The 13,581-nt window shown below is 49.7% G+C and carries 9 protein-coding genes; 4 read left to right on the forward strand and 5 right to left on the reverse strand.

Annotation, left to right across the window (positions count from 1 at the left end; all coding sequences use genetic code 11):
• Nucleotides 1-19 precede the first annotated feature (19 nt).
• From xerA to JWG88_RS16650, 4 genes are all read left to right on the forward strand, one after another.
• Nucleotides 20-931, forward strand: a complete 912-nt coding sequence (xerA, locus tag JWG88_RS16635; RefSeq protein ID WP_205234928.1) for a site-specific tyrosine recombinase/integron integrase — start codon at nucleotides 20-22, stop codon at nucleotides 929-931.
• 108 nt (nucleotides 932-1,039) lie between these two features.
• Nucleotides 1,040-1,570 carry an ATP-dependent protease subunit HslV gene (gene hslV / locus JWG88_RS16640; protein WP_205234929.1) on the forward strand — a complete coding sequence of 177 codons (531 nt, stop codon included), beginning with the start codon at nucleotides 1,040-1,042 and terminating at the stop codon, nucleotides 1,568-1,570.
• A complete protein-coding gene (gene hslU, locus JWG88_RS16645) occupies nucleotides 1,567-2,979 on the forward strand; it encodes an ATP-dependent protease ATPase subunit HslU (RefSeq protein ID WP_205234930.1) in 1,413 nt (470 codons plus the stop codon). The genes hslV and hslU overlap by 4 nt, the downstream gene beginning before the upstream one ends.
• A gap of 242 nt (nucleotides 2,980-3,221) precedes the next feature.
• Nucleotides 3,222-3,749, forward strand: coding sequence for a zinc ribbon-containing (seleno)protein DG (locus tag JWG88_RS16650; protein WP_205234931.1), 528 nt, complete (start codon nucleotides 3,222-3,224; stop codon nucleotides 3,747-3,749).
• A gap of 34 nt (nucleotides 3,750-3,783) precedes the next feature.
• Here JWG88_RS16650 and dnaE read toward each other — a convergent pair whose 3' ends face one another.
• From dnaE to JWG88_RS16675, 5 genes are all read right to left on the reverse strand, one after another.
• Complete coding sequence (gene dnaE / locus JWG88_RS16655) at nucleotides 3,784-7,323, reverse strand: DNA polymerase III subunit alpha (protein WP_205234932.1); 3,540 nt, start codon at nucleotides 7,321-7,323, stop codon at nucleotides 3,784-3,786.
• Between the two features lie 340 nt (nucleotides 7,324-7,663).
• Nucleotides 7,664-8,521 (reverse strand): motility protein A, encoded by an 858-nt coding sequence (locus JWG88_RS16660; protein ID WP_205234933.1) that lies wholly within the window; start codon nucleotides 8,519-8,521, stop codon nucleotides 7,664-7,666.
• A 2-nt stretch (nucleotides 8,522-8,523) separates the two neighbouring features.
• Nucleotides 8,524-9,765: an OmpA/MotB family protein gene (locus JWG88_RS16665; protein WP_205234934.1), complete on the reverse strand. Its 1,242-nt coding sequence runs from the start codon at nucleotides 9,763-9,765 to the stop codon at nucleotides 8,524-8,526.
• 775 nt (nucleotides 9,766-10,540) lie between these two features.
• A complete protein-coding gene (locus tag JWG88_RS16670; RefSeq protein ID WP_205234935.1) occupies nucleotides 10,541-11,488 on the reverse strand; it encodes a fructose-bisphosphatase class II family protein in 948 nt (315 codons plus the stop codon).
• A 37-nt stretch (nucleotides 11,489-11,525) separates the two neighbouring features.
• Complete coding sequence (locus JWG88_RS16675; protein WP_205234936.1) at nucleotides 11,526-13,367, reverse strand: fructose-bisphosphatase class III; 1,842 nt, start codon at nucleotides 13,365-13,367, stop codon at nucleotides 11,526-11,528.
• Between the last annotated feature and the right edge of the window lie 214 nt (nucleotides 13,368-13,581).

Below are 13,581 nucleotides of genomic sequence, written 5' to 3' on the forward strand. Positions count from 1 at the left end.
AAACAGAGTCCGGAATGAAATGAAGAAACATATTGCCGACTTTTCCCGCTGGCTGGAAGTTGAAAAAGGCTATTCCTTAAATACCGTGGATGGATATATTCGCGATCTTGAAGAGTTTGCCGATCATTTACCGGACATCACTGCGGTCCAGGAGATCGCTTCCACGCATATCCGCTCATTCGTGGTCAGTCTTCACGGTAAAAACTCCAGCTCCTCAGTGGCCAGAAAGCTCTCCGCACTGCGCACCTTTTTCAGATTCCTCAAACGGGAGAATGTGATAGCCTGCGATCCGGTTACCGGTATCTCTGGACCGAAAATCGGTCAGGCCATCCCAATTTTTCTGACAGTCGATGAGGTTTTCCAGCTCATTGATGAACCTAAGGTTCATGATCGTTTTATGCTGCGCGACCGAGCTATTCTGGAACTGCTGTATTCCACAGGTATCAGGGTTGCCGAACTGGTTTCCCGGGATATTGCCGACCTTGATTTTGCATCTGAAGTGCTTAGCGTGAGGGGCAAAGGAAACAAGGAGCGCCTGGTGCCTGTTGGACGTCCGGCCATGGAAGCTGTTTCCTCATGGCTGCCGCAACGTGACAGCCTGATGCAGGAAAGGGCGAAGCGAGGACGGAATGTTGAAAAAAATGCGCTGTTTCTTAACGGACGGGGCAGTCGTCTGACCGTGAGGAGTGTTGAGCGGCTGGTTAAATCATACGGTGAGAGGGCGGGAATACATCAGACCGTCACACCGCATGCACTACGGCATTCTTTTGCTACTCATCTCATTGAAATGGGAGCGGATCTTCGTTCTGTTCAAGAATTGCTTGGTCACTCAAGCCTGTCAAGCACCCAGAGGTATACACATTTAAACCTGGACCATCTCACTGAAGTTTATGACAAAGCGCATCCTCTGGCAGGTAAAGACTCAAATTGATAACAGGTGTTGAAAAAGGTAAGGCGCAATGTTTGTGCTCCATGTTTCACTGCGTCTTGCAAATCGCTATATTCGCCAATTGAAAACAACTACAAATTACCGACTATTATGAAAATACGCGCAACAACGATAATTACAGTACGACATAAAGGAGAGGTTGCCATTGCCGGGGACGGCCAGGTGTCCCTTGGGAATACCGTGATGAAGCATCAGGCCAAAAAGGTGCGAAGGCTCTATCACGGCAAGGTTATCACCGGCTTTGCCGGGGCGACTGCCGATGCCTTTACTCTCTTTGATAAGCTGGAGCAGAAGCTTGAACAATATAATGGCAACCTGATGAGATCGGCTGTGGAACTGGCCAAGGACTGGCGCATGGACAAAATGCTGAGGCGGCTCGAGGCTATGCTGATTGCAGTGGATCAGGAGCATTCCCTGCTGCTTACCGGGACAGGCGATGTTGTCGAGCCGGACAGCGGAGTTCTCGCCATCGGATCAGGCGGGCCATATGCTCAGGCCGCAGCTCTGGCCCTGACCGGCAACAGCGATCTCAATGCTGAGGAAATTTGTAAAATATCCATGGAAATTGCCGCTACAATATGCGTTTATACTAACAATCAAATAGTCATAGAGAAAATATGAATAACATTCACTCGCTGACACCGCAGGAAACTTTACATGAACTCGATAAATATATCGTCGGCCAGGCAGATGCCAAACGGTCGGTGGCGATTGCCCTCAGAAACAGATGGCGCAGGCGGCAGGTGCCGCCGCCTCTGCGGGATGAGATAGTTCCCAAAAATATCATCATGATCGGGCCAACCGGAGTCGGCAAAACGGAAATCGCCCGTCGTCTCGCCTCTTTGGCTCAGTCTCCGTTTATGAAAGTGGAAGCCTCCAAATTCACCGAAGTTGGTTATGTGGGGCGGGATGTGGAGTCGATAATCCGGGACCTGGTTGAAATTGCCGTTACCATGGTAAAGGATGAAGAGAAGAAACGGCTTGAAGGACTGGCCGAAGTAAATGCGGAGGACAAGATTCTCGACATTCTTCTGCCTCCTAAACCGGAGGGTAGAGGATATGCAGAGGGTCCGGGCGGTAATGCCTCCTTTACCCTGCAGACCGTGGATACTTTGCCACGCCAGACTGATCAGTCCGGCAAGGAAACCACCAGGGAAAAATTCAGGAAAATGCTGCGGGATGGCAAGCTTGACGAGCGCGAAATAGAACTCTCCATTACCGAATCCGGCAATATGCCGATGGTTGAAATTATGACCACCAGCGGTATGGAAGATATGCAGTCCAACCTGCAGGATGCCTTCTCCAAGCTCTTCCCGAAAAAGAGCAAAAAAAGGAAGTTAAAAATTCCTGAGGCCTTTGAAGCTCTGACCAAAGAGGAGATGGAGCGGTTGGTCGATATGGACAAGGTGCGCAAGGAAGCGCTCAAGAGAACGGAAGAGTCCGGTATCGTCTTCCTGGATGAAATAGACAAGATAGTTTCCCGGGGCGGCGGCGGTTCACAGGGGCCGGAAGTTTCCAGGGAAGGTGTGCAGCGTGATCTTCTGCCGATCGTCGAGGGTTCTACGGTTTCCACAAAGTACGGCATGGTAAAAACGGATCATATTCTTTTCATTGCCAGCGGCGCCTTTCATGTGAGCAAGCCATCCGACCTGATCCCTGAGCTGCAGGGACGTTTTCCGATCCGGGTTGAACTCCATTCTCTTGGCAAGGAGGAATTTGTTCGCATTCTCACAGAGCCGGAGAATGCTCTGATCAAACAGTATATTGCCCTGATGAAGACCGAAGGTATCGAACTGCAATTTGAAGACGGTGCCATCCAGGAGATTGCCGAGATCGCCGTAGCCGTCAACGAAAAAACCGAAGAAATAGGGGCCCGTCGCCTGCACACCGTGATGGAGAGAGTACTTGACGAGCTCTCTTTTGACGCCACGGAAAGAAAGGATGAAATATTTGTGGTCACAGCTGAATATGTGCAGAAACAGCTTAATGATATCGTCCAGGATCAGGATCTCAGCAGGTTCATTCTCTGATGGCGTCGTAAAAAGCCCGATCTCCGGCGTTGCAGGTTTTTGGCAGACCTTCGACATACTGCCTGTATGGTCGAAGACCTGCCAAAAACACAGCGCCTTGTATATCGAGCTTTTTATCTAGCCATCTCAGAGCTTCGTGGCAACTTTTTACGTGTCCATCAAATCTGATTACCCCTGAAACTTAGCATTTTCCGGTCCAGTCCCGACCTTGAGCTGAGGATTAGGGGGAATCAGGAAACGAAATGATTAATATGAATACTATCGACAGCCTCCTGAAATATTGTCCGTTATGCGGAGATGAGTATAGAGCGGAAATAACTCTTTGTGCAGCCTGCAACAAAGAACTTATCAGCGGTGCGGATTTGCTGGCGCAGGCAGCGGAGAATCGGCAGTCGGAGAGTGAGATCAGCGAAATCAGTGAAGGTGATACTCTGCTGACGGTAAGGAAAGGCGGTCTTTACGACATGAAGAATGTGAAGAGGCTGCTGGGCAACTCCTTCATTCCGGCGTTGATCACCAAAGATGACAGTTGCGGTCGTGGCTGCTGCGGTCCTGAAGTTCTGCTGCAGATACGACAGCAGGATCTGCAGAAGGCGGCGGTTATCCTGGAGGAGGAACATATCAGAACCACTTCGGGAGCAGACACTGCCGTGGTTCATGCGGAAGCCGTTTTCAATCCGGAAGAAGCTCATGCCATCTGTCCGGCCTGCGGCCACGAATTTACTCCTGATGGACCGAACTGCCCCGACTGCGGTCTTCAGTTTCTCTAAATCCGCCTTCCGTGATACGTCCTTGTAGCAGAGATCAGTGTGCTCCTTTGCCGTTTCCGTTCCTGCCGTTTTTGCCGTTCCATCTCTTTCTGCCGTTTAATTCGACTGGCCGTTTGCGGTAGTGGAGTGCTTGATAGCCCAGAAGTTCCTCGACCCTATCAGAGAGTTCACGGCAGGGACGGATGGTCAGGTCTTTTACTACATCGATATCAACCTCGCCCTTGCCGCTAAAATGCAGAGTCAACAAAAGCGGACAGCTGCCGTGAAATTGATAAAGAATTTTTTTCAGAGCATCAAGACGCTGCCGTGTAATTTTGTCGGAATCCAGCCGCACTTTAATGAGCTCCGTGAATTTTTCTCTGGCTTCGGCAAGTGAGAATATGGAATCGGCGATGATCTTTGCCCCCCGTTCATCCTTCTGAACGGTGCCCTGGACGATAACGGGTTCCGTGGATGTCAGGATTTCATGACATCGGGAGAAGGTGTCCGGAAAAACAACGACCTCTACGGCCTCCAGAGTATCCTCGACCGAAAGGAAGGCCATGAGGTCGCCCTTTTTGCTCTTCAGCTGTTTGCAGCTTTTTATCAATCCGCCAATGCGTACCGCCTGTTCGTCTCCGAACTCACTGAGATTGTGAATATCACTGTCAACTATCGTTTTGATTTCACTGATGGTATCATCCAGGGGATGGCCGGTGATATAGAATCCCACCGTCTCTTTTTCAAAGGCCAGTCTCTGCCGCTCATCCCACTCCTCGAGGTCGGGCATGGTAATCGCTGCAGTATCGGTCGGTTCGGCCGCCGGGGCGACGGCAAAGAGCGACATCTGACCGCTCTGTTTGTCGCGCTGGATGGCCTTGGCCTGTTCCATAGCTCTGTCGACACTGGCCATGAGCTGCGACCTTCTGAAACCGAGCGAGTCAAAGGAACCTGATTTGATAAGACTTTCAATGACCCTGGAGTTGACTCTGCGGGAGTCGATCCGGCTGCAGAAATCACTGAGTGAGGTGTATTTGCCCCCTTCTTCACGTTCTTCGATGATCGAATCAAGGGCTGAGCCGCCGACATTTTTGACTGCAGCCAGTCCAAATCTGATGCGGTCGTCGATGACGCTGAAATCCTTGACGCTTTCATTAATATCCGGAGGCAGAACTTCAATTTTTTGATCCTTGCACTCACTGATATAGCGCACCACCTTATCGGTATTGTTCATATCGCATGACAGCAGTGCCGTCATAAACTGTGCCGGGTAATGGGCTTTGAGGTAGGCGGTCTGGTAAGAGATCAGGGCGTAGGCGGCGGAGTGGGATTTATTGAAACCATATCCGGCGAATTTTGCCATAAGATCAAAAATATGTTTAGCTTTGTCTTGCGGAATACCGTTTTCCGCGGCTCCCTCCATGAATTTGACCCGTTCTTCATCCATTACTGCAGCGATCTTCTTGCCCATGGCGCGTCTGAGGATGTCCGCATCGCCCAGAGAGTAGTTCGCCAGGATGTTGGCTATTTTCATAACCTGTTCCTGGTAGACGATAACGCCGTAGGTTTCTTCCAGAACCGACTTTATCTGGGGCAGGGGATAATTGGCTGCTGCTCTGCCGTGTTTTGTTTCGACAAAGTCATCGACCATGCCGGAATCAAGAGGACCGGGTCGGTAGAGTGCCACCAGGGCGATCAAATCGGTAAACTGCTGCGGAGCAAGCTTGACCAAGAGTTCCCGCATGCCCGAGCTTTCCAGCTGAAAAACACCGAGGGCATCGCCACGACAGAGGAGATCATAGGTCTTGATGTCATCCATGGGAATGGCATCAATATCGAGCTCTTTGCCTATATCAATGCGGATGTGCTGCAACGCCTTGTCGATAACGGTGAGGGTTTTTAAGCCCAGGAAATCAAACTTGATGAGACCTGTCATCTCGGTATGCTTCATGTCGTACTGGGTCAGCGTCTCATCTTTGCTTCCTTTGCAGGTAGGCAGGTACTCGACCATCGGCTTGGGAGAGACCACAACTCCTGCGGCATGGGTGGATGTGTGCCTGGCCAGGCCCTCCAGGGTCTTCGAGACCCGCAACAATTCGGCAATCCGCGGATCCTTGTCGGCGGCATCCTGCAATTTCGGCTCTTCCTTTATTGCCTTTTTGATCGTCATCTTTAACTGATCGGGAACAAGCTTGGCGATCTTATCAACCTCGCCGAAGGGAATGTCCATGGCCCGGCCGACATCGCGGATAACACCCCGTGCCTTCATCGATCCGTAGGTGACAATCTGGGCAACATGTTGAGCGCCGCCGTATTTCCTGCGCACGTATTCAATAACCTCGCCGCGGCGGTCCTGGCAGAAATCGATATCGAAATCAGGCATCGACTTTCTTTCGATATTGAGGAAACGCTCAAAGATGAGGCCGTAGGGGATGGGATCGATATTGGTGATGCGCATGCAGTATGCCGCCAGGCTGCCGGCGCCCGAACCTCTTCCCGGACCGACGGGAATCCCCTGGGCCTGTGCCCAGTTGATAAAGTCGGCGACTATCAGAAAATATCCGGGAAAGCCCATGGTATTAATGACATCCATTTCATTTTCAAGGCGTTCCGTGTAGATCTTCTCTACCTCGGCAGAGAAAGTACCGGCCTTCTGCATTGCCGCAAAACGCTGCTTCAATCCTTTCCTGCAGGCATTGAGGAACATCGATTCAAGCGTTTCCCCTTCGGGAATCGGAAATTTCGGGAAATGGTAGTCGCTGAAATCCAGTTCCAGGTTGCACCGCTCCGCAATTTCGACGGTGGAAGCAATGGATTCAGGGCAATAGGAAAAACTCTGCTTCATCGAATCCGGCGACTTGAAATAGAACTCGTCTGTAGGAAAAGAGAAATGTTTTGGGTCGGTTATGGTTTTGCCGGTCTGAATGCAGAGGAGTACTTCGTGGGCATGCGCTTCTTCCCGGTTAAGATAATGGCAGTCATTGGTGGCAACCAGTTTAATTCCCAGTTCCTTGCCGAGCTGCAGCAGGCCTTTGTTGACTTCTCTCTGCTCATCCATGCCGTTTTCCTGCAGTTCCAGATAGAGCCTGTCACCGAAGATATCGATAAGCTCCTGCGCCTTCTTCATGGCGCCCGGCATATCTTTTTTTCGAATCAGCCAGGGAATCTGACCCTGCAGACAGCCGGTGAGGGCTATTAATCCTTCGCTGTGCGCCGCCAGCACTTCCATGTCGATTCTCGGCTTATAGTAAAAGCCTTCAAACTGGGCAATGGAGGCCAGTTTCATCAGGTTCTTATACCCGGTTGCATCCATGGCCAGCAGGACAATATGGTAGGCGCTGACTCCGGAGATCTGTTTTTTGTCGTTTCTGTTTTGTGGAGCCATGTAGAATTCACATCCCACAATCGGCTTTATGCCTTCTTTTTTGGCCTTCTGGTAGAATTCCAGGGCGCCGTACATCGCGCCATGATCGGTGATGGCGACGCTGTCCATTCCGTATTCACGGCATTTTTTCAGCAGGTCGGAAAGACGGATGGCACCGTCAAGTAGGCTATATTGTGTGTGAACGTGAAGATGAACGAATCCGGCACTCATGATATTTGTCCAGTAGAGAGATCGGCTAAAGAAAAGAAATGAAATAAAGAGAGAGAAACGGGCCGAGACGCAATAATGACCGAGAAAGGGTTGCGATCACTGTCCACAGAGATCTTTGCTCTGGATCCTTTGAAAAAGAGAAGACCTTTACAGGCCGAAGACCGAAAATTCACAAAAAAGCTCCAGGAATGTAAAGGGGAAGTGAAGCGACCTGCCTAATCAGAGGTCAGCTTAGCACAGAAAATCCCTTTTTGCACCCTGAAAAGCCTGAAGCCGGAGAGTAAAACCGGGCGTAGTCGTTATCGTATAAAGTGTACAATAACGGTGGCATATGGTGTGTCTAGCGAATGTTTTCCAGATTAAATTCGAGCCTGCCGGATTCAGTCGGGCTTTCTTCTTCAAGATTGAAGCGCTCCCTGATAGATGCAGGTGGGTGCCGGTCTCCAGTCCTTTCGGAGGGGGTGAGGTAGGAGTCAAGTTTGGTCTTTAGAACGATGGGATTGATTTCCGAGTCGATTGCAATTATTCCTTCGGAGATGATTTTCTGGAGAAGCAGTTCGTGGTTGGTCCTCTCTCTCAGGTTGGCGGCAAAGGGGAGAAAGAAGAAATTCGAAAATATCAGGCCGTACAGAGTCGAGGTCAGAGCTATGGGTACGGCTTTGAGGATAACGGCGGTATCGCCTATTCCGCTGAGCATGGTGATCAGTCCTACCACTGAACCTATGATCCCGAAAGTTGGAAAATAGTCTGCTATGCTTTTGAGTACACGTTCTAAATCATCGCGGCGCAGCCTGAAGAAATACATCTCCGTGCTGAGTATTTCCTGGATTTGATCGACTCTGTAGCCGTCCACCAGACACCCGAGAGCCCGGCGCAAAAAAAGAATCGAGGTTTCATCCTCTTCTTCCTTCTGCAGGGAAAGTATGCCTTCTGCGCGGGACTTGACGGAGAGATCGATGAGTGTCTGGATGATCTCTTTCTCCGTTTTTTGTTGACGGTTATAGGATGACATGGTTACCCGCGCTGCTATGGAGATCTGCTCCCATCTGAAACTGAGCAGGGTTGCAGCCAGCGTTCCGCCGAGCACGATGAGCAACCCGGAGAGATTGAAGTATAAACTGAAATTGCCGTTGAGGACAAAACCCATGCAAAAAAGGGCGGTACAGAAAAGCAGGCCAAGTATGTTTTTAATAATCATAGTTATCGGTAGAGTGCAGCTGAGTGTTCAAGGGTGGCAATTTTCGGCTGTTCCGGATTTTGGGCGACAACAATTTCAACCCTTCTGTTAGCCGCTCTGTTTTCGGAGGTAGTGTTAGGGACAATCGGCTGGTACGAAGAATAGCCGCTGATAACGAACTGGTCCGGATCCATGCCCATATCTTCAATGAGAAAAACAGCGACTGCCTTGGCTCTGGCCATGGAGAGTTCCCAGTTATTGGCATAACGCCCTGCGGCAATGGGCAGGTCGTCGGTGTGCCCCTCGATATGAATACGATGTGCTGTGGTGCTTATTGCGGCGGCTATTTTTTCGAGCGAATTGACAGCCCGCTCTGAGAGTGAGGCCTCTCCGACATTAAAAAGAAGATCTCCGGTAAGGACAATGCGTACGGCTTTATCGGGGACCAGATCGATTGAGGCAAAATCAGCAAGATTGTAATTATCAAGTGTTTCCCTACTCTGGGTAAAGAGTTCATTGACGGACCTTTCAGCGTCCGGATTGATTCTCAGGGGGCGTGGCTGAATAACACTCTCGGCAGGCTCCTCTGCGGCTATTTGCAGCGGTTGCTCTGTCTCTCTCAATTCAATACGGTGCTGCGGCTGCGGATTTATGGTTTCAGGGGTCTGCGGATTCGGCTGAACCGGCTGAACCGGCTTTTCAGGTGTGTCTGAAGACTGAGCTACCGGAATGTGCTCTTCAGGTTTTTTTACCGGCTTGGTTGCGATCACCGGGGTCTCTCTGGCCAGTTCGGCAAGGGTCTTTTCCACTTCCAGACTGGAGAAAAACCTGTCCAGATCGACATCCTTGATGGTGACAGGCTCAACCTTTCGTATGGTCCCCGCTGTCATCAGAGGTGCGGCGGGTTTGATTGCCACAAAGGGAAAAGCGGTTTCGTCCGGCGCGGCCATCTGGGTAGCCGCCTGGGTCTCGCCTCCGAGAACTTCGGCTTTGTCGCTGACAAGAAAATCTTTATGAGCAGCCTGATAGACAAACAGGGAGAGAAAAAGGATAAACATGGTCATCATCAGATCGGACCAGGCAACCGACCAGTGGGAACTCTTCTCCGAGAGGGACCTGAGAGAAGCGTCGTCCAACCGGCAGATGAAATGTTTTCCGGCGGGTTCGTTGAGGCCGGAATCCGTTTGGTATCTTCTCAGACTGGTGAATTGCCCGGGAGGCAGTTTGTCGGATTTGAGGTGGTGGAATGGAATCTTTGCGGTCATTTGTCACACAATTTTTTCTATTTCGAATGGTATGTTTTTTTTCGGTAAAAGGGGACATGCCCTTCCGTAGAATTCATATCGGCAACTTCGGGATAAGGCATAAGAAAAAAGAAGGAAAAAAGCGGGATCTGTGTGGTTGTCGAGCTGAAACGGCGTAATCGCCGCCTCAGGATGCTCGCTTTGTATATCGAACTTTCCCGAAGTCGGAGTTTATGCTCATACGGGTGCTTATCGCAGAGTCCATCCCGGAACTTCGATGATTTTTTAGGAAATTATAAATATTTACTGTAACAGGAATCCCATAGGGATTGGGTCGTATAGCCGGTGGTTTTAACCACCGGAAACATTGCGCACACACGATGAGTCCTGAAAGGACGACGTTAACCATGCGGCGGATGGGTTTCTTGGAGATGGATTGCATAGGGTTGTATTTCGACTCAAATATTTATGGGTCAAGGGCGGGGGTAGGCACTTATCCCGCTCAGCTGGGTATAGGGATTATTTTTTTGTTTACCTGTTTATACTCAAAGGAGTACCGAGGTGAGTGGTAGGGTGTGAGGCACTATCCCAGCGGAGCTGGATAAGTGACTTGGATATGGGGGGTAATTCAGATTTAAGTCTATTTGGGGTTGTTGATTTTAGTGTGGTAAGTCATTAGGGCCCAGTCACTAACCCAGCGGAGCTGGATAAGTGACTTGGATATAGGGGGTAATTCACGAGTTTTAAGATATTTTTGGTTAAGTGTTGGTTGTGAGTGTTTTTCAGGAATAAGTCACTAAAAAACAGGAGTATAATCAAAAAAGTGGGTGGTCTCTATTTTTCTGTGGGTAAAGGTTTCACCGCGGGCGACAAAAGAGCTGGTAATGGCTCCGTCCGAGGTAAAACGGACACCTTCAAGAAATTCACCGTCGGTTATGCCGGTTGCAGCAATGGCCACTTCCTTTGAACGAATCAGGTCCTGAGCCCTGAAGGTTTTCTCGAAATCATATATGCCATGTTCCGTGGCCTCATCACGGTCGCGGTCGTTTTCATAAAAGATCCTTCCTTCAAAATATCCGCCGAGACAGCTGATTGCCGCAGCCACCATTACACCTTCGGGAGCATACCCATATCCCATATAAATATCGGCCTTCTCGCCGATGATTGCTGAGAAGCAGCCTGATATCTCACCTTCGTCTATGAGTTTGATACGCGCGCCGCAGCTGCGAACTTCTTTAATGAGCTTCTGGTGTCTGGCCTGATTGAGAATACAGACCGTGACGTTGTCGGTGTATTTGCGCAGAGCCCTGGCCACCCGCTTGACGTTGATCGTCGGCGGCTGATTGATATCGATGACGGGGCCTACCCGCGGTCCCACCACGATCTTATACATGCTCAGATTAGGCACGGATTGAATGGAGTCTTTTTGAGCGATAACCGCATAGGAAGTGGCATTGTTAAGACCGTCAGCGGCGGAATGGTGACCTTCTAGAGCGACAGCCATCAGGTCCATATCCGGTCCGCCTTCGCCGAGCTGCGCCGGAATCTTGATAGTCCCTTCCCGCTTGGTGAATCTGTCATTGATCAGGTGCCCGTTTATCTGCAGCCTGTTCAGTGTGGTGGTTATGGCGGCCCTGGCATTGTTGAGGATTTCATCCTCATTGCCGAGTCCCTGGATTCTGGCGGAGGTAAGGGCCGCAATTTCAGTCGCCCGGACTATTTCCATTCCGTAATTCTTATTCATATCGATATCAGGTTGGGGTTGTATTGGGTCTATATAATCATAAGGTAAAATTGCGAATAATCTTTAAGAGCTTGTCTCGTTCAGTCTTGAGTACCTTGCCTTCAACAGTATCTTTTTTCTTCATTGGCTGCCGAAATTCATCGATAAGTTGAATGTCGAGCGGCGCCGACTCAAGATTTTTCTCGGCCTTTTGGATTTCATCCGGGGTGGGGAGTATGATTCCATAGAGTTGATGAGGAGTATGCACCAGCGCATGGCCCCGATTATAGTAAGCTGCGGCAAATCCTCCATCCACGTTGATGGCAATGCCGTCTTCGCTGGCCATATGGCGGCCCTTGAGATAATCGACCGGGGTATGGCCGAAAACCACACGCTGAACACCAAATTCCTGCTGCAGCTTCTTCTTAAAAGCATCGGTTGTAAGGTTGTGCTGCCAGTAAAGGGTATTTTCTTTATGGGTTTTTTTATCTTTAATAAAGTATCTCTCAAATGTTTTCATGGCATGCTTGCCGAAAAAGGGGGATTTCGGCCCGCACCACAGATAAAAGAAAAGCGCCTGGTCTTTGGGATCCTGCGGTTTGTCGTCCAGGTAGTTTCTGCCGACCCGGCGTATGGTTTCCTGGATATAATCGAGCAGGCGTTTGCCGCGTCGCCCAAGAAACTCCTCAAACTCCCCGTCTTCAGTGGAGGGAACCAGGGCATGAATATTGAGAATATTATTATGAATACTATAGGTTCTGCCGCTGGTAAAAAAGTATTTCAAAAGTCTTTTCAGTTTTCTGTTGTGCCGGAACTGATCTTCGAGGTCGTCGATAACCTGCTGTTCTTCCTTGGTAAGCGCTCCAGGATTATCGAGATCAATGGTCGGAAATGATACATCGTTAAGACCATCGGTGTCGCCGCTTTTAAGCATTTTTGCCAGTCTGTCCAGCCAGAGCCTGAAGTGCATTTCATAATCGGGAAAATCCCGTATGGTCTGCTCTTCCAGTTTAAACTGGATAATGGCCAGGGCCTTTTCCATTGATCTGCCCATCTCCGTTTTGGCCTTGAAATTCCCGGTGACGGTTTTTTCGGGATATGTCTTGCGGGCAAATTCCGCGAGTTTTGAGCTGTCAAAACTGAGTCTTTCCATAAACTCGAAGTGATCGTATCTGCAGGTAATCCGCATGGTTTCCGCGATCAGCGACTTGTTGCCTGCTGCCGCTCCCAGCCAGAGGATATCGTGGTTGCCCAGGACATAGTCAACCATGTTTTTATAGTAGCCCGAGGAGAGGATACGGATAATTTTATCCGGTTGAGGGCCGCGGTCGAATATGTCTCCCAAAACCTGGATGCGGTCAAGGAGAACCTGGCGGATGGAGTGAGAGAGGTGCGCAATAAGTCTCTCGGAGATCAGCGTTTCTTCGAAAATGGGATCGGGGACAGGAGAACCGGATAATAAGCGTTTAATGATTATGTTGAATTCCGGTAGAAAAATATCATCGGTGCGGTAGCGAACATTGGCAAGCTTGTAGCGGAGTACCTGAAGCAGACAGAAAATGACGTCCTGCCTGTCCATATAAATTTCCTCGTCCTCGAAAAATCTTTTCTTCCTGATGATGGAGACCAGATACTGGATTTTGTTGGAGCTGAAGGTGTTGGGCAGCGCCTCCCGGCAGGTCTGATAGAGCAGCCCGAACCGCCCTCTGAGAATCGACTTGAAGCGATCCCCTTCGCCATGCAGATCGCTGATCCAGAGAGTAGTGGGAATATTGCAGTTCAGGTCGATTTCCATCTGAAGAAGCTGACTGGCAAGCTTGTCAATTTCATTTATGCGGATATCATCTTCCTGTGTCTCTTTCTTCGTTGTTTGTGCCGTGGCGGTAGTATCGACGCTCATAGAATTTTCTTCCTGAACCTTGGCAATATTGTCGTTAATGGTCGCTGTGTGAAAGCAATATATCGAGAGGGCTTATATACACCTCTTCAATATGTTTGATGGACTCGTAAAAAGCTCGATACTACGTCTAGAATGTCAAGCTCTTTCCAGAGTCTATCCCGACACCTTCAATGACTTTTTACAAAATTATCATGTTTGCCTCTAGTCTATATGT

Source organism: Desulfopila inferna, assembly GCF_016919005.1.
GTDB classification, from domain to species: Bacteria; Desulfobacterota; Desulfobulbia; order Desulfobulbales; family Desulfocapsaceae; genus Desulfopila_A; species Desulfopila_A inferna.